Annotated in this window: 17 protein-coding genes, 1 tRNA gene and 2 pseudogenes; 7 read left to right on the top strand and 13 right to left on the bottom strand. The window is 55.5% G+C overall.

Annotation, left to right across the window (positions count from 1 at the left end; all coding sequences use genetic code 11):
• The 10 genes from K3752_RS08555 to K3752_RS08600 form a co-directional block, all read right to left on the bottom strand.
• Window positions 1–987, bottom strand: a complete 987-nt coding sequence (locus K3752_RS08555; RefSeq protein ID WP_170359189.1) for a type II secretion system F family protein — start codon at window positions 985–987, stop codon at window positions 1–3.
• A 15-nt stretch (window positions 988–1002) separates the two neighbouring features.
• Window positions 1003–2031 (bottom strand): type II secretion system F family protein, encoded by a 1029-nt coding sequence (locus tag K3752_RS08560; RefSeq protein WP_170359187.1) that lies wholly within the window; start codon window positions 2029–2031, stop codon window positions 1003–1005.
• Window positions 2032–2042: 11 nt separating this feature from the next.
• On the bottom strand, window positions 2043–3437 hold the full coding sequence (locus K3752_RS08565; RefSeq protein WP_170338532.1) for a CpaF family protein: 1395 nt from the start codon (window positions 3435–3437) through the stop codon (window positions 2043–2045).
• Window positions 3438–3483: 46 nt separating this feature from the next.
• Complete coding sequence (locus tag K3752_RS08570) at window positions 3484–4689, bottom strand: AAA family ATPase (protein ID WP_260066173.1); 1206 nt, start codon at window positions 4687–4689, stop codon at window positions 3484–3486.
• Window positions 4690–4700: 11 nt separating this feature from the next.
• Window positions 4701–5321 carry a TadE/TadG family type IV pilus assembly protein gene (locus tag K3752_RS08575; protein ID WP_260066175.1) on the bottom strand — a complete coding sequence of 207 codons (621 nt, stop codon included), beginning with the start codon at window positions 5319–5321 and terminating at the stop codon, window positions 4701–4703.
• Between the two features lie 14 nt (window positions 5322–5335).
• Window positions 5336–5827, bottom strand: coding sequence for a TadE/TadG family type IV pilus assembly protein (locus K3752_RS08580; RefSeq protein ID WP_170338526.1), 492 nt, complete (start codon window positions 5825–5827; stop codon window positions 5336–5338).
• The gene (locus K3752_RS08585; protein WP_170538525.1) at window positions 5824–7305 is read right to left on the bottom strand and encodes a pilus assembly protein TadG-related protein; all 1482 of its coding nucleotides are present in this window, start codon (window positions 7303–7305) and stop codon (window positions 5824–5826) included. The genes K3752_RS08580 and K3752_RS08585 overlap by 4 nt, the downstream gene beginning before the upstream one ends.
• 19 nt (window positions 7306–7324) lie before the next feature.
• Window positions 7325–8131 carry a Flp pilus assembly protein CpaB gene (cpaB, locus tag K3752_RS08590; RefSeq protein WP_260066179.1) on the bottom strand — a complete coding sequence of 269 codons (807 nt, stop codon included), beginning with the start codon at window positions 8129–8131 and terminating at the stop codon, window positions 7325–7327.
• A gap of 180 nt (window positions 8132–8311) precedes the next feature.
• The gene (locus K3752_RS08595; protein WP_093962121.1) at window positions 8312–8494 is read right to left on the bottom strand and encodes a Flp family type IVb pilin; all 183 of its coding nucleotides are present in this window, start codon (window positions 8492–8494) and stop codon (window positions 8312–8314) included.
• Window positions 8495–8873: 379 nt separating this feature from the next.
• Window positions 8874–9092, bottom strand: a complete 219-nt coding sequence (locus K3752_RS08600; RefSeq protein WP_260066182.1) for a hypothetical protein — start codon at window positions 9090–9092, stop codon at window positions 8874–8876.
• A gap of 1204 nt (window positions 9093–10296) precedes the next feature.
• Between K3752_RS08600 and K3752_RS08605 the strand changes: the two genes are divergently transcribed.
• From K3752_RS08605 to K3752_RS19555, 6 genes and pseudogenes are all read left to right on the top strand, one after another.
• Entirely contained in the window at window positions 10297–12372 is a 2076-nt protein-coding gene (locus tag K3752_RS08605; protein ID WP_260066185.1) for a glycosyltransferase, read from the top strand.
• Between the two features lie 58 nt (window positions 12373–12430).
• Complete coding sequence (locus K3752_RS08610; RefSeq protein ID WP_260066187.1) at window positions 12431–13249, top strand: hypothetical protein; 819 nt, start codon at window positions 12431–12433, stop codon at window positions 13247–13249.
• A 59-nt stretch (window positions 13250–13308) separates the two neighbouring features.
• The gene (locus K3752_RS08615; RefSeq protein WP_260066188.1) at window positions 13309–14112 is read left to right on the top strand and encodes a sulfotransferase family protein; all 804 of its coding nucleotides are present in this window, start codon (window positions 13309–13311) and stop codon (window positions 14110–14112) included.
• Between the two features lie 231 nt (window positions 14113–14343).
• Complete coding sequence (locus K3752_RS08620; RefSeq protein ID WP_260066190.1) at window positions 14344–14622, top strand: transposase; 279 nt, start codon at window positions 14344–14346, stop codon at window positions 14620–14622.
• A 20-nt stretch (window positions 14623–14642) separates the two neighbouring features.
• Window positions 14643–14855, top strand: a pseudogene (locus tag K3752_RS19550) (IS3 family transposase); the annotation flags it as partial.
• 199 nt (window positions 14856–15054) lie between these two features.
• Window positions 15055–15171 (top strand): hypothetical protein, encoded by a 117-nt coding sequence (locus tag K3752_RS19555; protein ID WP_409233616.1) that lies wholly within the window; start codon window positions 15055–15057, stop codon window positions 15169–15171.
• Between the two features lie 249 nt (window positions 15172–15420).
• On the opposite strand, the pseudogene K3752_RS08630 reads toward K3752_RS19555, so the two are convergent.
• Window positions 15421–16545, bottom strand: a pseudogene (locus tag K3752_RS08630) (IS3 family transposase).
• A gap of 29 nt (window positions 16546–16574) precedes the next feature.
• Between K3752_RS08630 and K3752_RS19560 the strand changes: the two are divergent.
• A complete protein-coding gene (locus tag K3752_RS19560; protein WP_409233614.1) occupies window positions 16575–16880 on the top strand; it encodes a helix-turn-helix domain-containing protein in 306 nt (101 codons plus the stop codon).
• Between the two features lie 359 nt (window positions 16881–17239).
• On the opposite strand, the gene K3752_RS08635 is transcribed toward K3752_RS19560, so the two are convergent.
• Window positions 17240–17313: transfer RNA gene (locus K3752_RS08635), tRNA-Gly, on the bottom strand.
• A 109-nt stretch (window positions 17314–17422) separates the two neighbouring features.
• Window positions 17423–18487: a methyltetrahydrofolate cobalamin methyltransferase gene (locus K3752_RS08640; RefSeq protein ID WP_260066193.1), complete on the bottom strand. Its 1065-nt coding sequence runs from the start codon at window positions 18485–18487 to the stop codon at window positions 17423–17425.
• Window positions 18488–18492 lie beyond the last annotated feature (5 nt).

The following is an 18492-nucleotide window of genomic DNA, read 5'->3' on the forward strand; positions in this document are numbered from 1 at the left end:
TCATTTCACGAAGGTTTCGACGTATCGAATGATGATCGGTGCAAGGATCAGCCCAGCGATCGAGGGCAACATCAGGCTCGCCATGACGGCGGACATCTGCACCGGCAACTTGTTGGCTTTTTCCTGCGCGCGAAGCTCTCTCAGTTCGCGCATTTCTTCGGAATACGTAGTCAAGGCAGCCGACAACGGGACACCGAACCGGGACGACTGGAGGACGACGCTCACGAACGAACTCATTTCGTCGATGCCCGTCCGGCGCGCCATTCTCATCAACGCGACTTCACGGTCGCGCCCGGCCTGAATCTCGCTCAGGGCAATTAGAATTTCCTCGGACATTTCGGGCGATACAGTCTGCATTTCCACTGCAACTTTGAGAAGCGCCTGGTCAAAGCCCATTCCCGCCTCGATCCCAATCTGGAGCAAGTCCAGCATGTTCGGGAACGCATTCTCCATCCGACGTTTACGCTCCTTGATCCGAGCGCTCATCCAAAGCTGGGGGATGAAGAACCCGATGCCGCAGAGGATGCCAAGGTTCCGCAAGATCTGAAATGAATTCAGACCAGACACATAATCGTTGATCGTGGCGCCGATACTGGACGCAGGCTGCCAAGACATGAGGACAAGAAAGACAAGCGGCAGAAACGTCGCCAAGCCCAAACGGATCAGATAGAAATTGGCGATTGCATTCCGGCCGCGAAACCCTGAGCGCGCAAGCACTTGGCCAACTTCGAACCTGACACTTGCATCGCTGGGGATAAGTGCGGCGCTCAGCCCGGTCGGTGTATCGCCCTCCACCTTTTCCGGCACAAGACGTGCAAGGCTCTGGCCCCTTGTTCGTTTGGGCAGCATCCGTTCGGCTGCTGTAGACCGATCGCCGAGCGACGATGATATCCCAAAGAATGCAACGATCGCGCCGGCGGCAACAACGCCCAGGATCATGAGTTGGGAAAAAAGACCAGTGTCGAGTAGCGAGTTCACGATTTCCATTTCGACAACCCTCCCTCAGATCCGGAAATTGACAAGCTTGAACAAAACGATGGCGTTCAGAACGATGGCCGCTGAAATGACGCTCATGACGGGCCAGAAAATCGGGTATTGCACAACGCTTCCGTAATAGTCCGGCGTCATGACCGTCATCACGAGGGCAATCCCGACAGGAATGAACGACAGGATATAGGCGGTCATCCGACCCTCGGCAGAAATGGCCTTGATCTTGCGCCGCAGAGACATGCGGGCACGGATGACGCGCGCCAATGTTCGCAGAATGCCGGCCAGATCGCCACCAGTGCCATGCTGCATCGTCAGCGCGACCGAGAGGTACTGGATATCCTCTTCATCTACCCGGTCTGCCATGTTGCGAATGGCGGTCGTCAACTCTTCCCCATAAGCGACTTGGTCCACGACCAGACCGAATTCAGTTCCGATCGGATCGGGCATTTCGTTTGCCACGCTCTGCAAGGTCGTGTTCAACGGATGTCCGACCTTCAACCCACGCGACATCAGGTCCAACGCATCCGGCAATTGCTTGATCAGCGCGGCCTTGCGCCGTCTGAGGTTGGCGCCAAGGTAGACCAACGGGGCCAACAGGAAGCACACAGCGCTTACAGGTATGACCGTCAGTGGGTTGGCCACCAGTGAGCCTCCGATCGCCGAAACCAGAAAAGCACCCCCACATCCCAACAGGAACATTTCCGGCACCATGTGCAGGCCCGATGCCGCAAGGGCACCCGGCAAGTCGCCGACCAGCGGAAACGACTTCATGAGTGGTTTGCTCTCCCGCGGTTTGAGCAATTCCAGAACGTCCTCGCCAGTCTTTCCCTGGTTCAGCATCTGGATGCGCCGGTTTATCGCCTCTTCCCGGTTTTCTCCGCGCTTCAAAAGCTGACGGACCCCTTCGAAAGCAATCAGGGCGCCGAGAAATATCAAGAGTGACAGAACAAAGCGGACATCGTAACCGCCCACTTCCATCTCTGGTCCGATCAACGAGTCTATGCTGTGCGTCGAAAAGAAGGATCTGAGATCTTCCAACATGGCCGGGTCCCTCAGTTGAACTTGATCGATGAAAGGTCGACACCCGCCGCCGCCAGCGCATCGCTGGATTTCGGTCGGATACCGGTCGGCATGAAGCGCCCGAGGATGTTGCCGGCCTCGTCCTTGCCTTCACGTTTGAAGACGAAGATGTCCTGCATGGTCACGATATCGCCCTCCATGCCGGTGATCTCGGCAATCGAGGTGACACGGCGGGTACCATCAGACAGGCGGTTCAATTGCAGAACAAAGTGAATTGCCGAAGCGATAGTCGCGCGGATTGCTGCATGCGGCAGCTCCAGCCCGCCCATTTGCACCATCTGCTCGACCCGGGAAAGTGCATCGCGTGGGCTGTTGGCGTGTACCGTCGTCATCGACCCGTCATGGCCGGTATTCATCGCCTGCAACATATCGAATGCTTCGGAGCCGCGCACCTCGCCGATGATGATCCGATCCGGACGCATCCGCAGCGCGTTTCGCACAAGGTCTCGTTGGGCAACGGCGCCAGTACCGTCGAGGCCAGCAGGCCGCGTTTCCATGCGCAAGACATGTTCCTGCTGAAGCTGAAGTTCGGCCGCGTCTTCAATCGTGACGATCCGCTCCCGAGGGCTGATATACGACGACAATGCATTCAGCATCGTGGTCTTGCCCGATCCGGTTCCGCCCGAGATCAGCACGTTCATCTTGGCTTCAACCAATCCCCGCAGCAGTTTGGCCGCGCTTTCGTTCAAGGCCTCGTTTTTGATCAGGCGTTCCATCGTCAGCGGAACCCGCGAGAATTTTCGAATGGAAAGCGCCGGCCCGTCCAGTGCACAGGGCCGAATGATCGCGTTGACGCGGCTGCCATCTTCCAACCGCGCATCCACCCACGGTTGCCGTTCATCAATACGGCGACCGATCCGGCTGACGATCTTGTCGATGATCCGCAGCAGATGACGTTCGTCACGGAAACGTGCCGATGTCTTTTCGAGGATGCCCGAGCGCTCGACAAAAATCTGCGTGTGGCCGTTCACGAGGATATCGTTGATCGTGGGGTCGGCCAACAACGGTTCCAGCGGGCCCAAGCCAAGCACCTCGTGCATCAGCTCTTCGACAAGCTGCTTGACCTCCTCGCTGCGCATCGCACGGCCTTCGGCGCGCAGCAGTTCGGTGACATGTCGCCCAATTTCGCCCCGCAGTGTTTCTTCCTCGACCTTTTCGATAACCGCGAGGTTCAGCTTGTCCAGCAACGAGTTATGCAGTCGTGCCTTGAGATCTATCCGATCGTTCTGGATGTCATGCATCAATACGAGGTCATCGCCGGAGCCATGAACCGGCTTGCCGATCTGAGCAAACTGCTTGGTGTCCAACGGCACAACTTTCGAAGCGTCCGGTTTTTCCTGGCCTGGTCGGTCGAATTCTCGAAACATCTACTTAACCTTTTGCAAATATTTAACTATTCCGAAACACTCTGCCTCAGTGCTGGCCAACCCGAGGCGGCAATGACAGGCATGTCTCGTGTGCCAGCTTTCGGATTGCGCGTGTCATGGGTGCACGGGATGAAACATCTTCCAACGGCACGCCCCGATCGACTGACTCGCGTACTGTGCGCTCGTCGCGCGGCACCCAAAATGAAAAGTCCTTTTCAAGGAGTTTTGCCGCCGCTCTGTGGTGCGCCGCCGGAATGATGGGTTTCTTTTCAAGGTTGGCGACCAGTTGAATTTCCAGTGCTGGATTTTCCGCTTGGTAGAAATCCATCAGCTTGCGGGCCGAGCGAACGGACGGAACGGCAACGTCCGTCACCAAATATAGACGGTCCGCTTGCGTCAGGACGGGCGTAATCCATTCCACCAGCGCCCGCGGCAGATCCACCACGACGTAGTCATGGGTGCGTTTCAGGGAATCCAGAATGGCCGATATCTGCTCTTCTTTGATCGCAGTCAACGGACCATAGCGCGACGGAGCGGCCAGGATATCGACCCCGCAGGGCGACTTGACCATTGCCTGTTCCAAAAAGGCACTGTCGGGAATGCTGCCTTCCATGGCCATACGCCACATCGCGTCGCTTTCGGCGACATCCATCAAGGCCGCAATCGAACCGAACTGAAAGTCCAGATCCACCAGCGCAACCGAGTTGGACGCTGTCTTTTTCAGGAACCCGGCCTTGGATTGAAGCTCGTTCGCCATATTGGCCGCAACCAAGGACGATCCGACGCCACCACGAGATTTGCCAACCGCGATCAACTTGCCAAGTGTGGCTTGTCCACCCCAAACGGCGGGAAGCTGCGCCTGCCGCCGGGCACGGATCGCATCCACCTGCGGAATGATCTCCTCATGGATTGCATTGCGCGGCAGCACGTCATCAACTCCAAGCTTTTTGAGCTGTCGGGCTTTCTCAAGCGGCAGATCTTCGGACGCCAAGGCGATAATGATCGCATTGGGCATGCGCGCGTCACATATTTGCTGTGCGGTCTGCAACAGCTCTGGCGAACTGTCATCCACATCGAACAGAACCACGTCATGACGCGCTGACAAGGCAACGGCCGTTCCGTTGACCCGCGCGACAGTGTCCTTGCGGCCCGTAAAGCGGCAATTGCTCAGCCCCTCCAACGAGGTTTCGATTGCCGCGAAAATCTCTTCGTCCGGTGAAATCAACAGCACTGAAATCTGCTTGGCACTCATGACTCTTCTCCTTACTCAACGGCACCGATGGCAAGATCCTCGGCCGGGACGGATGTGCTCATCGTTGGGATTGAAATGGTGTTGGGGCTGCTGGCGGATATGGCAGGGTTGCCAGCAGCAAGGGCGACCAGCGGCCCAATTGGCAGCGCGAAATCGTAGTCCAGGTTTACCAGTTCGGCTGTAACCACCGGCGTATAGGGTCCACCAAGAAAACCAAGACGAGGATCGTGCGAATAGGTGATTTGAACATTTGCCGCGGTGGCTCCGGGTGGCAGCAGCATTTCGATCTCGGCCCAGATCCGGCTGCCATAGGCGCTTGATGCGTCAAGCTGACACGGCGCCGGCAGGTTCGGAGTGGCGCAGATGCTGCCGCTGCGGCACAGCGCGCCGAACTTGGTTGTTGCGGGGGCGCCACCGGCCAGCGTGTGCGTGTTTGGCATCGCGCCACACAGTGGCGGCCCGACCGTGGCAAGCCGAGAGGCTTTTTGCATCGCTTTCTGCGCCATCGTCGTGGACCAGTAGAGCCGTCCGTACTCGAGAATTCCAAACACGAGCACCAGGAACAACGGAACGACCATGCCCAGCTCGACCAGTGCCGACCCGTTTTCACGTCGCCAGAAAGCGCGCGCCATATGCAGGTTTCCGGTCATACCCCAAACACCCGGCTCTGATCCGAGATCTCGGTGTCGAGAGGCCCCAGCGCTGCCCCGAAAAGGCTAAAAACATTTCCAAACAGGTACTCAATCCGGATCTGAGCCGTGACCTCGACCACCGAAGTCGGATTGATCCGGTACACGCCAGCCCGCGAGATACAGCGCGGCGTGACGTCGATAACGGTTGTGCCATGCGGCATGATCGACGAACCGCCCAACTGGTTTTGGACGATGTCCGTGGCCAGAGCGTCATAGCTGCCGACTCCGCCCGCTGCGCACAAGTCCAACGGTGCGATCCGCGCGATCATACGCGAGGCATCGCGCACCCCGGCCGACGTTGCCTGATGAATCCAGGTGATACGCCCACCTTCGATGATCACGGCAAAGAACAGCAGGATCAACGGAAGTACGATCCCGAACTCGACCATCGGGGCGCCGGCCTCGCACGACCGCAACCGTCGGATATGCCGTACGAGCCGAGTCATCGATACAACCTCACGACATCGCGAAAGATTCCATCATCGCTGCTGCCACCGACTCCACCGCCGACCTGCTCGACCACCTCGACATAGATGTCAAAATCAGTCCCCGAGGATTCTTCGAGCGGCTGGATCAGGAAAACCTTTACAAACTCCTGCACCGGAACGTTCTCCGCGCGTCCCGCGACCGGATTGGCACCGCAGTTTATGGCGGCTGCGATAAATGTGCGGCGGTCAGGGTCGTCCAGCGTTGTGCTCGCGCATTGCGGGCGGCCGGACTCGCTGCGCCCAAACAGCACATCACCCGTACCAGCCCTGGCGATCTCGTCGAGATACATTTCGTATCGCGTGTTACCCGTCGGGTTACCCAGCGGGTGCGGCGTCAGATCATTGGCCGGACCGTCGCCATAGTTCATGTCCAAATAAGCCGCTTTGCCGGAGGTCCAGACACCGTTTCCAAAACGGCCGCCATGCGCGCAGGTGCCGGCGGCGAAGCAATCGTCGGGCGGAAACGGCATCGAGTCGGTCGAAACCTCGGGATTGTTCTTCAGACAGCTTCCGCCAGAGTTTTCCCAGCCCGCGATGACCTGCGGTCCCGGCGCATAGTCTTCATCATTCTTGAGCTTGCTCATCGTCGAGTGGAAAATATCGAACCGTGAATTGTAGATTGCGCTGCCAATGCCATTGCGCTGACCGGGCTCGGTATCTACACCGCGCTGAGACACGCATTGCGTCAGGTTTCCATGCGCCGCGATCAGGCAGATATAGAGTTTTGATCCGGTCTGCCCAGCGCAAGGACCGTTTGGGTTGATGCCGATGTCCGTCGGGTCGAGGAAACCAAAATTCCCCGGCCCCCAAGCAGCACCGTTACCTCCAGTGCGCAACTTGATGGTTGACCCTTTGTTTGCATTCGCTGTCCAGCCGGGAGGGATGCAGAACATCAACGGCGTCACATCACAGGCATATTGGGTGTAACCCGCAATCGCGACGGCCTCGACATCCTCATCCGGGCGAGTCACGCCCAACAAGTCGGCGAGCGCCCGACCGAACGGAAGGAAAACGGTTCTAGGGGTCGCGGTCACCTCAACCAGAACGGCCAGAGCGGGATCGGTCGTCACAAACCCATCCACTGGATCATTGTCATCCGGATCAGCGGCAGGATCGGGCAGTCCCGACAGAAACCGCAGCGAATAATCTGCGGCCGTCCCCAGATCTTGGCTGCCCTCGGCAAAGAATTGGGAGTCTTCGATCATTCCGGCTGCAGCGGCCGTGGCGCGTGTGATCGCATCACTACCGCCATCCAGTTCTCCGGCGGCGGCCAGAGCCACGTGATCGGTATAAGCCTGCAGGTCGGTCTGCGTGGAAGCCAGTCGCCCAAGATCAAAGGTCAGCGCCGCCATGCCAACGATCACGGTCATGCAAATTCCGACGAAAACCAGAATGGTCCCCTGTTCGTCGTCCTTTATGTTGCGCAACGTGGGCATGAACAGACCTCGCGAGCGATCAGTTGGACACGGTTGCATTCGAGGGGTTGCCGGCAACAGGAACTTCCTGGACGTCCGTGGTGCCCCGACGCACCTTCACGATCGGCTTGGGCGCGCCCTCTGCAACCGGCGACTTTTCAAGCAGAATGTCGCTGAGGCGGATGGCCTCCAACGGCTTGTCCTCCTGGATTTGCAGCGACCGAAGCGACAGGCTGAGTTGCCCGGCCTTCTGAGCCAATGCCAACCGCTGTCCCTGGTCCGGCGTGACTTCGACAGTCACCGTTCGGGCAATCCCGGGCTGGTCGACATCTTCATCTGCCGTCTGATCAACCCCAATGACACGGATGTTTTGCAGGATCGTCACCGCCCGCAGCGACTCGTTCTTGCCCTGCGTCAGCACGATATCAACAAAGTCACCTGGTGTGACGAACCCGCCAACACCGGTCTGCGCATCCACATTGATGGCCATTGCACGATTGTTCTCGCCCAAGGTCTGAACGATGGTGACCTTCTCACCGAAGTCAGAAACCTTTGACGCCAACAGGATTTCACCCTGCGCCAACGCGCGCTTGGCGCGTCGCGGATCGACACCTGCTGTGGGCAGAACATCTTCGAAACTTGTAAACACACCTGCCGGCACAGAATCCGCCGGCCAGTCGATGGCTGTCAACTTGTGACCTTCAATCGGAGATCCGAACGGGATCTCTTCTGCTGCGGCGACCACGCGAACGATTGTCGGATCAGCGGCGGCCTGGCTGCGTCTCAGCTGCTCCTGCGCAATCATCACGGCGCCACCCGCCAGACCCACGCCAAGAATAGTCATCATCAAGGATTTCAATCGCATAGATCCCTCCAAATAGCCGGGGCGGTCATTTTGAAAACGTGGGGCCAAGCCTCGGCCGAAACTGAGTCACGCGGGACGCCGAATGCCGAGACTGGGTTGTTTCTGGCTTCCCGCCGTCCTCGCGGCGGAAAACCAGTTGCTTTTCAGGCTAAAACAGCAGGATTACGGCCGTGTCGCAGCCGTGTTGGCGTCATTGAAGTTGGTGTTGGTTGTGCCGCCCAGACCGGTCAGCAGGGTCCCGCCAACAGCGATCGCAATGAACAGTGCGATACCGTATTCGACAAGAGTGGCGCCACGCTCGTCACGGCGCAGACGAATGAAAAGACTACGAATTGCCTTCGACATGATTTGAACTCCAGTTTGTACTCATTAATGTGCGAATTTCGCACAGGAACGAGGGTTCCCCCGTCAGTTCAAATCGTATCGAGCCCGCATCTGGCAAACCTCCCCACAAACGAAAAGGATTTCCCGTTTAACGCGAGAATTCGATCATTTTGGCTTTTTTGTGGCGGGATTTTGGCGCGAAATGGTCCGAGTCCACCTCAGCCTTGAGGCTTCACGCGAGCCAATATCAAAGTGTTTTGGAGCGGGTAGCGCGGCCATAGCGCTATCGCAACACAAGAGTGCGCTGAAACGCTGCTAGTCTACCGGCAGTAAAATCAACAACGCCGAACCGGGTGACAAGCACCTAGATAGCAACGGGCTGTTCATCAATAAATTAGACTTAGGCAGGAAATGGATCCACGGGTAAAGGTTCCAGGGCAATCGCAGGGAAATTGGGCTTGGCACTCTTTCGGCGATTCCTATTGCCGAGATCCATGGAGAACGTTTGAAATGGGAAGGCGTCAAACAGCAGGGAACCGACTTGATATCTGATCGCGATCGCCTGCAGCGCGAAGCCAAGGCCGGTCAGGAAGATACGGCGCTCGCTGAAATCGTGCATGTCGTTTTCGAGGAGCGAAAGGAAAAGCTGCGACGCGACGGAACGCGCAGCCAATGGTTCTCGCCCATCAAGAACCAAATCATTCTCGAGATCGGGAACCGGCGGTTCAGCACAACCACCCAGTGGGACATTCTACATACGCCAAAACCGATCTAGCGCACAACGTACAAAACTGCCGAAAAGGCAATGTACCCGACCCGCATGGCACTGCGACTGGCGAACCTGAAGGGTTCGAGGCATAACCACTCATCTGCGAAGCGGTCTACCAAATCCTCGGATATGTCGAGCGGGTCGCAATGCACCTGCTCGCTCGCCCCCTTGGCAGGGCATACCGGATCTTTATGCGCGCCTGCCCGAACATTTGCACCCGACATATCTCGTCCTGCGCGTCATTATCGCAACCGTGGCGCGCGGGATGCTCATTCGTGGCGAACGATTCGATGAATTCATCGGCGACGTTTGGGCGGTGCCGAAAGAGAGCATGACAGGACAGCGCTGCAAGGTTCAGGGTTTTCGCATCTCCCTATCTGACTAGACTATGTGCGGCGAGGATCTGTGCTGGTCCCTACGCCACAATGACTTCCTGTTCCTTAGCCCTCGCCCATAGCGTCGGGAACAAGGTTAGCCGCGCCCATGCCCGGTCGCATCTGCTCGAAAAGAGGCGCATCCTCAAAAAGAAGTGGCCGGATTTGGCCACCTAGGCGGAATGCAATGTGGTGCGGCTGCTCAAAAAAATATTTCCACGGCCAAGTGCTGGACGATACTACTGGAGCCAAAGCGCAATATTTTTTGTCCTGGAAACAAAAAAGTCGGGGTTTTACTTGGAATCCGTCGACAGAGTGGTCAATGCAAAACCACTATTGGGATCTATGAATCGGCTAGCGCCTGCACACTTCAGAAGTTCGCTCGCCTGCCTGCATTACTGATAGTGCTCCGCATCGATCTTTTGGATTGCCCGATCGCCTCTGCCCGCTTACACCGCCACGTAAACCGTGACCCAGGGGGTTATACTTTCAGCGTTTCCGGTTTCTCATGTTCATGCACTAGCCTAGGATTACACAATAGCGTTCTTGCACCACGTCACTCTGAAACTTGACACCTAAAATTCACTATATCATTATCAATTTCGCTTTGAGGCGGCCGACAGAATGAACAGCAACAAGTGTCAGCGCTAGGCACCGCAACCACAGAAAAACCAAGAAAAATGAACGTATTAAAGTGCTTCATAGAAAACAATGTGCATACTGAAGGGACTGAACACACGCAGGCTGACCAGACGAAACACACGCTGAAAGCTAGTCGGCAGAAAGAAATAGCCCGTAGTTATATTCGCACTCAACTCGGATCGCGGGACTTTAGGTCACTGGTGTCTATCGGGGCTATTTATCGCGAGGTCGCATCCCACAAAGAACTGATGGAAGTGCTTCCCAAACCTGAAGTCCAAGGTGTGGAGTTTAAACCAGCATGCGAGATTCAACAGGGACTGTCGCTGGTTACCTGTTGCATGAACCGAAATGACCATTTGGCGCGTACACTGCCGACCTGGTTGTCGCATCGAGAAATCGACGAGATCGTCATAGTGGACTGGAGCTCCACGACGCCTGTAGCAATTACTCTTGAAGAGGTGGCCATATCCGACCCACGGGTTCGAATACTTCGCGTTGAAGACGAAGCTACTTGGGTTCTGTCGCACGCCTATAACCTCGGCTTTCGGGCAACCACCAAAATGCACATCATCAAAGTCGACGCCGATGTGTTGCTGGACCCGTCTTTTTTCCAACGGAACAATCTTGCCGATGGTCGATTGGTCGCAGGGAACTGGCGGTCGGCAGAACCGGGCCAAACGCATGTCAATGGGTTTTTCAGTGTTGGCCGAAAGGAGCTCCTTGGGGTAAATGGTTTCGACGAGCGAATTGTGACATATGGCTGGGACGATGATGACCTATACAATCGTCTTGAAACATCCGGGATAGAACGTCGTGATGTCGCGCATGGAACGGTCCTCCACTTGGATCACGACGATAATCGGCGTGTTGATAAGCCTTGTATTGAGTTTACCTCAGGCTGGGATCACCTACGCACCTTTCCGGAATTTTGGGTCTACTTGAACAGAGAGATTGCGTCAGATACTTCGCCATGGGATACCACGTTTTCGATGACGCGGTTTAATGTCTTCGACACCCAAAACGGAAATTTAAGGCTGCGCCGCAGTATGGGATTTGGGTTGGACCCGGCCCTTATCGGAACTATGGCAGAAAAAACCCGGGCCGCAGTCCTTGCCATAAATTCAGTGTTCCCAAAAGTAATAGTAGACGCATCACCCGAAAAGATTGATCAAGCACTCAAGACGCATCCGTTGAAAGAGGCGCTCGTTTCGCTTGGTTGCAAACCCGAGCAACTCGTTGCTGAAGATGAAAGCGTTTCAGTTCCACTGGGGTATAGTTTGAAAAAACCCAAACTGATCGTTGATGCACAGCACGGGCTTGGCAACAGGCTTAGAGCAATTGCCGCAGGTTATTCATTTGCGAAGATCCATGATCGCCAACTTGTTATTCGATGGGTTCCAGATGCTCACTGCGATTGCAGCTTTTCATCTCTTTTCAACTACCAGGGTGAGGTAGAGGACTCACGCCCAGACACAGCGGGTACAGCGGTTCTTTTCGATCTGATGAACCACACAGTACGGAACACGTTCTCTCCAACCCAGCTGACAAACACACACAAAGATATTGTCGTTAAATCCGCCTATCGGTTCGTGGACAACAGGCAATATCTGAGAGTACAGAAAGAGTTTCTCCTGTCGTTAAGGCCAAACCAAGATGTGCAAGCTTTGGTTGATTCCATAAAATACCCCAATGACATAGCGGTGCATGTCCGAATGAATGGTGGAGCCATCATAGATGCCCACAATGATGTAAATGGGGACTGGTCGAAGCCTGAAGACGACCTTTGTCGAGCCGCCCGGAGCCGATCCCACTACGGATACTTCTTCAAGAGGCTCGATCAGTTAGTGTCCCAATCGCAAGACTGTTCCATTTTCTTAGCGTCAGACAATTCTGAGGCATACGAAGCTTTTGCAAGGAAATACGGCGGTCGAGTTCAATACTTGCGCAGATCGGAGTACGGTAGGTCTGAAACTCAATTGAAGTATGCGGTTGCCGATATTGTCCTGCTATCCAAGGCTCCCGTTTTGCTGGGCAGCAACTGGAGTTCGTTTACTGAAGTAGCTCACGCTATGTCCCAAGGGCAGAAGCTGGAACTATCCGGTCAGCATTTCTAGTTTGTTGTGCTTAAAGTATCTTAAATCGCCAAAACAAACACAGAATTAGCAGGATGTAATGGACAAAAAAAAAGGCTTGCAGCTGGTTGTTGAACGCATCGTCTCGACATTTGGCAACTCACATCTAGAAGTTCTAATTGTCGAGGGGCACCGGCATGCGGAGTGGCAGGAAGCGTACTCACGAGAGGGCATTGGAAACGTAAAGTGCCTTCCCTTTTCAGAATTAGAAAACCGTGTACGCAGCAGGTCCCCAAGAGCTGAACTAATAACGCTGATACATGTAACAAATGGCGTTCCAGCAGACAGCCTGCACGAAGCTGAGAAAAGTGTAAAAACTCTTACCGATCGCGGAGGAATTATAGTCTTTACACCAGTTTCGGCGAAAAATCAACGGCGACAAGATTTACTTATTGCATGGCCGAGTTTCTGGGCGATTCTATTTTTGGTTCAAGAATTCATGCTATATGACCTAGTTCGCCCAACAATCTGGCATGATGAACAATTCGATTGGGAAAATCTCCAAAATATGGTAGTATTTTCAAATCGGAAACCAATTGTTTCTGACATTAATTATCACTCTGGGTCTACCCCTTACATAATTGACTACATACACCCCAGTGTACTCCACGAAACGCAACTGAAAGTCGAAAACTTGCAATCGGTGTTTATGACGAACCCAAGTTCGGAGACCGATATTGGGTTTGGCGTTAACTTGGTGCTCCCAAAGAAGTATCTAAAGCCAAGTTATGTTTCGAAACTACACCGAGAGCAAAGAAAATGGTGGGTAGTTGCACTGCTTACACCCTGGAAATTCTCGTATTGGTCCGATCTTTGGAGATTACAAAGGCGACTGGCGCGGCGGATGAAGAATTCATGATGTAGACGATGCCTGCTAGGCTAAATCTGCGTCGGAACCGTATCCAAGAAAGATATCGAATGTCTACAACAATCAATCACAAGAACTTTATCTACCTGGAGGGGCAAGCGGTGGTTTTCGGGTATGTACCAAAAGTTGCGTGCACCAACTGGAAATTCGCCCTGCGAAGAATTCAAGGCTTCACCAACTATCAAGATTTCGAAATAGCGCACGATAGAAAACGATCTGGTCTCCGGTTTTTGGACCCGCTTGACACAAACGACGCCAGAATACTGGAATCTCCCGAGATCAAAAAAATTGCCTTCGTGCGAAATCCTTATTCTCGGGTCCTTTCAGCCTATCTGAACAAGGTTGACAGATTCAATAAGAGCAGGGACTCGCTCACGGCAGGTGATCATTGGTCTGATGTATACAATAACATCTTAGCTTTCGCCAATGATCAATATCATCACCGCTCAATCGGAAGAGTGTTTCAGCGGGCCTTGAAAATTACACGTAAACGCAGGAATTCTTCAAACGTAAACTTTTCTACTTTTCTTATGTGGCTGAAAGACCCTCGTACTCCCCAACATTTGGCACAAAATGAACACTGGGCTCCGCAATGTCAGATCCTCCATTACCCCAGGTTTAAAATGGACTTTATTGGGCGTTTTGAGAACCTGTCGTATGATGCAAGTGTCGCGCTAAATATGATGGGCGCAAAATTTGAGTTTTCCCGCAGCAACGCCGCAGGCCACCAGACAACAAATGCGACCAGTTCCCTAGACAAATACTACGGAAAAAAGGAGACTTTCTTAGTGAATGATTTGTTCAACTCTGATTTTAAGGCATTTGGCTACGACCGGATGATCGTCTCCACGTGAGTTGTCTACTTAAACGTTTGGGTAAGAGTTTCGTAACCGGATTCAATTAGTGGCGGAAACCAGAAAGATCGAATATGCTCTGTTCTTCAAATCTTGAGAGAAGAGATTCCTCCGGTGACTGCGGCGTGATAACTGGAAAACAAGAACAGACCTTCACCTCCGAACTGAAGTGGTCCGAGAAAATCGAACAGCAAGCTAAGGTGTATCCCAAACGTATTGGAGGGATACGAGATGGCGAAACGCCGGACGTTCACAGATCAGTTCAAGGCGAAGGTCGCGCTTGAGGCGCTGTGTGGTGACACGACGATCCAGGAGATCGCGGCACGGCATCAGGTTCACCCGAACCAGGTGAGCACGTGGAAGCGTCAGGCGGTCGAGGGCATGCCAGATGTGTTTGCACGTGGCGGCAAGCCGGAGGGGCCGACCGAGGCGAAGGTGAAAGAGCTGCACGCCAAGATCGGGAAGTTGGCCATCGAAAACGATTTTTTGTCGCAAGGGCTTAAGCGATGAGCCCGGTCAGGAAGAAGAGCATGATCCGCCGCGACCATCCCGATCTGAGCATCAACCAGCAATGCCGGTTGGTGAAGCTGAGCCGGTCGGCCTTCTATTTTACGCCCATTGGCATCAATGCGGCGACGCTGGCGTTGACGAAGCAGATCGACCGGGTGTTCACCAAATACCCGTTCTTTGGCAGCCGCCAGATCGCCGCTTATCTGCGTTGGAGCGGCATGGTGGCTGGGCGGCACCGCATACGCCGTCTGGTGGCGAAGATGGGCCTTGAGGCGATCTGCAAGCGTCCCAGAACCAGCCAGCCGCATCCGCAGCATCCGGTCTATCCCTATCTGCTGAGGAAGATGCGGATCGACCGGCCGAACCAGGTCTGGTGCGCCGACATCACCTTCATTCCGGTGAATGGGCGGCTTCCTGTACTTGGCTGCCATAATGGACTGGGCAACCCGCAAGGTTCAGAGTTGGCGGCTCAGCAACACGATGCACGCCGACTTCTGCGTCGAGGCGTTGAAGAAAGCCATCAGCAAGTTCGGTCGCCCGAGATCATGAACACCGATCAAGGGTCGCAGTTCACCGGGTCAGCCTGGGTCACCACGCTGAGCGAAGCCGGCGTGCGCATATCCATGGATGGCCGGGGCCGGTGCATGGATAACATCTTCATCTAGAGGCTGTGGCGATCACTCAAGCAGGAGGCGGTCTATCTCGAAGAAATCGCCGACGGATTCCCGGCCCGGCCGGTGATCGGAAATTGGATGACGTTCTACTGATCAGCCTCATCTGACTTGTCCAAGTTGATTGTTAGTGCATCATCGGCCTCTGATCCATCGGGATGATGGTTTCAGACGCTGGCGGGCGATAGCCCAGAGCACTTTGGGGGCGTTTTGTGTTGTAGTGTTTCCTCCATTGTTCGATCAGAATTTGAGCTTCTCGAAGGCTGTAGAAGATTTCGCCGTTGAGCAGCTCGTCTCTGAACCTGCCGTTGAAGCTTTCACAGTATCCGTTCTCCCACGGGCTGCCAGGTTCGATGTATCCGTCTTGGCGCCAACGGCGGCGATCCAGTCTCGGACAGCCTGGGCGACAAATTCCGGCCCGTTATCTGAACGTATGAAACTCGGCGCGCCGCGAAGTATGAACAGGTCTGTCAGGACATCGATTACATCGGTCGAGTTCAGCTTCCGCTCGACCCTGATAGCCAAACATTCCCGACTGTACTCATCAAGGATGTTCAACGTCCGGAAAGCTTTGCCATCATCGGTTCGGCAATGCACGAAGTCATAGGACCACACGTGGTTGCGATACTCCGGCCTCAGCCGAACACAAGACCCATCGTTCAGCCAGAGCCGTCCTTTCTTCGGTTGTTTCACTGGCACTTTCAGCCCCTCTCGTCGCCAAAGCCGTTCAATTCGCCCATCGCTCACAGTCCATCCAGCCTCTCGCAGCAGTGCAGCGATCCTGCGATAGCCATATCGGCCGTATTGACGGGTCAGCTCGATCATGTCGGCCACCAATCGGTCTTCGTCTGCGCGACCTTGTGGGACACGCCGTTGCGTGGACCGGTGTTGTCCAAGCACGCGGCAGGCGCGTCGCTCAGATACTTTGAGCTGGCTGCGGACATGATCGATGCAGGCACGACGGCGAGCGGGCTCAGTAGTTTCCCTTTGTGGCTTCCGTCAGGATCGGTTTGTCCAGCGTCAGATCTGAAACTGCGCGTCTCAGCCGCTCATTCTCTTTCTGTAGCCGCTTCAGTTCCTTCAATTGATCTACACCCATTCCGCCGTACTTCTTGCGCCAGCGGGAATAGGTTTGCTCAACAACGCCGATCTGCCTGATCGCATCGAGACGGGACATGCCCTGGCCCATCAGAACTTCAACCTGCCGTAACTTCGAGACAATCTCTTCAGGCTTCGGTCTCTTGTTTGCCATTCTTGGTCCTCCGTTTCCTAAACATAGGGGTGAACCAGTTCAGTTGGGGAGGCTCAGACGGCGAAGGAAGTACGGAGCAAAATATTAGACTACGCATCAAGGAGGCTCGCCTCTCAAAAGGCCTGAAGCAAGAGGACGTCGCGGAAAGGATCGGCTTGTCTCGCTCTTATTTCGCGCAATTGGAAAGCGGAATTCGACAGCTTACACCGCGAAAACAGGTCGCTATCGCGGAAGCTCTCGGCGTAGACCCAACCGATCTTGTCTACTTCAGCGCTCCCGACAAGGATGACAAGGCCCTTCTTATTGAAGCCTTCCGCTCGCTGTCCCCAGAATAAAGAAAAGCTTGGCTTGAGTGGGAGCGGGTAGCGATAGGATCCATGGAAGACGCTAAGTCAAGGTTAGCGGCCGGAAGCCGCGCGCTGATCCCCTGCTGACCAAGGCAAAACTCGCTGCTACCATGGAAACACCCCTTCTATTCTCGACTCCCGTTGGCGACATGGGGCTCGCGGCGACCGACCAATAGTCCGCGACCAATTCTGAAGGACTCCGGGGCCAGTCTGGTGAAGGCCAAGGATCTGGAAAACCTGATCGAAGCAAGAGCGGCCTAATACTGCAGGGCGGGGGGAGCAATGGGGGGCTGCGAAAGCGACCTCTCTTTTTTATCTTTGTTTTACAGGGCGTTGAGGGGAATTATTGGAGCGGGTAGCGGGAATCGAACCCGCGCGTTCAGCTTGGGAAGCTGACAGGCTACCATTACATCATACCCGCCGCTGGGTGCTGAATATCACCCGTCCTTCGCAGAGTTCAAGATGCTTCGATCAGCGCGGCAAACAAAAAGGCCGGGCAGATTGCCCGGCCCGTTGACAAAGCAGCCCGCTCAGGCCCGGCGACGTCGAGCACCGCCCCGGCGGCCACGTGCGCTCTCGCCTTCGGCGCCTGCAGCATCGGCCGGTTTGTTGAACTTGATCCACTCGCCGCCATGCGGGTCATTGTTGGTCAGCAGGTTGGCGGCGCGGATGGCCTCCATTTCCTTGCCGGCCCGCGGCTTGGTGGAGCCCAGTCCGAACACCTGAACGAAAGTTTCGTCGTCCATGCCGTCGGGCAGGATGATGCCCGCCGCCGCAACCTCGGCCTTTTTCTCGGCGATCTTCTTCTGCGTTACCGGCAGCGCCACCGGGTTCATGATGGCCGAGGTCATGCCCGCGCCCATCGCCATCGGCAGGAAGGCGTTGTTGATGCCGTGACGGTTCGGCAGACCGAACGAGATGTTCGACGCACCGCAGGTGGTGTTCACGCCCAGCTCCTCGCGCAGGCGGCGTACCAAGGCAAAGACCTGCTGGCCGGCGGTAGCCATCGCGCCAATCGGCATCACCAGCGGGTCCACAACGATGTCGTGAGCCGGAATGCCATAGTCGGCCGCGCGCTGAACGATCTTCTTGGCCACCTCAAAGCGCACGTCGGGGTCTTCGGAAATGCCCGTATCGTCGTTCGAAATCGCTACGACCGGCACGTTGTATTTCTTGACCAGCGGCAGCACCAGTTCCAGGCGGTCCTCCTCGCCAGTGACCGAGTTCAGCAGCGGGCGGCCTTCGGCAGCCTCCAGCCCGGCCTCCAACGCACCCGGAACCGAGCTGTCGATGCACAGCGGCACGTCGACCAGACCCTGCACCAGCTCAACGATCTGTTTCATCAGCGGCGGTTCGGTCTCGTTCGGGTTGGGGTTCGAGTTGTAGACCACGCCTGCGTTGATATCGAGCACGGTCGCCCCGGCCGCGACCTGCGCCAGCGCGTCCTGCTCGACGGTCGAGAAATCGCCCGCTTCCAGCTCGGCGGCCAGCTTCTTGCGGCCGGTCGGATTGATCCGCTCGCCGATCACGCAGAACGGCTGATCGAAGCCGATGATCGCGGTTTTGGTCTTTGATTCTACGACTGTACGGGTCATGTCCG

It is taken from the genome of Ruegeria sp. B32 (assembly GCF_025141855.1).
Classification (GTDB): Bacteria; Pseudomonadota; Alphaproteobacteria; order Rhodobacterales; family Rhodobacteraceae; genus Ruegeria; species Ruegeria arenilitoris.

Excerpts from the sequence above, each read along its gene's own strand:
- K3752_RS08560 (WP_170359187.1), bottom strand. The coding sequence starts at position 2,031 with ATGTTGGAAGATCTCAGATCCTTCTTTTCGACGCACAGCATAGACTCG.
- K3752_RS08580 (WP_170338526.1), bottom strand. The coding sequence starts at position 5,827 with ATGACTCGGCTCGTACGGCATATCCGACGGTTGCGGTCGTGCGAGGCC.
- K3752_RS08565 (WP_170338532.1), bottom strand. The coding sequence starts at position 3,437 with ATGTTTCGAGAATTCGACCGACCAGGCCAGGAAAAACCGGACGCTTCG.
- K3752_RS08585 (WP_170538525.1), bottom strand. The coding sequence starts at position 7,305 with ATGCCCACGTTGCGCAACATAAAGGACGACGAACAGGGGACCATTCTG.
- cpaB (WP_260066179.1), bottom strand. The coding sequence starts at position 8,131 with ATGATGACTATTCTTGGCGTGGGTCTGGCGGGTGGCGCCGTGATGATT.
- K3752_RS08605 (WP_260066185.1), top strand. The coding sequence starts at position 10,297 with ATGAACGTATTAAAGTGCTTCATAGAAAACAATGTGCATACTGAAGGG.
- K3752_RS19555 (WP_409233616.1), top strand. The coding sequence starts at position 15,055 with ATGGACTGGGCAACCCGCAAGGTTCAGAGTTGGCGGCTCAGCAACACG.
- K3752_RS08595 (WP_093962121.1), bottom strand. The coding sequence starts at position 8,494 with ATGTCGAAGGCAATTCGTAGTCTTTTCATTCGTCTGCGCCGTGACGAG.
- K3752_RS08555 (WP_170359189.1), bottom strand. The coding sequence starts at position 987 with ATGGAAATCGTGAACTCGCTACTCGACACTGGTCTTTTTTCCCAACTC.
- K3752_RS08640 (WP_260066193.1), bottom strand. The coding sequence starts at position 18,487 with ATGACCCGTACAGTCGTAGAATCAAAGACCAAAACCGCGATCATCGGC.
- K3752_RS08610 (WP_260066187.1), top strand. The coding sequence starts at position 12,431 with ATGGACAAAAAAAAAGGCTTGCAGCTGGTTGTTGAACGCATCGTCTCG.
- K3752_RS08600 (WP_260066182.1), bottom strand. The coding sequence starts at position 9,092 with ATGCACGATTTCAGCGAGCGCCGTATCTTCCTGACCGGCCTTGGCTTC.
- K3752_RS08570 (WP_260066173.1), bottom strand. The coding sequence starts at position 4,689 with ATGAGTGCCAAGCAGATTTCAGTGCTGTTGATTTCACCGGACGAAGAG.
- K3752_RS08615 (WP_260066188.1), top strand. The coding sequence starts at position 13,309 with ATGTCTACAACAATCAATCACAAGAACTTTATCTACCTGGAGGGGCAA.
- K3752_RS08575 (WP_260066175.1), bottom strand. The coding sequence starts at position 5,321 with ATGGCGCGCGCTTTCTGGCGACGTGAAAACGGGTCGGCACTGGTCGAG.
- K3752_RS08620 (WP_260066190.1), top strand. The coding sequence starts at position 14,344 with ATGGCGAAACGCCGGACGTTCACAGATCAGTTCAAGGCGAAGGTCGCG.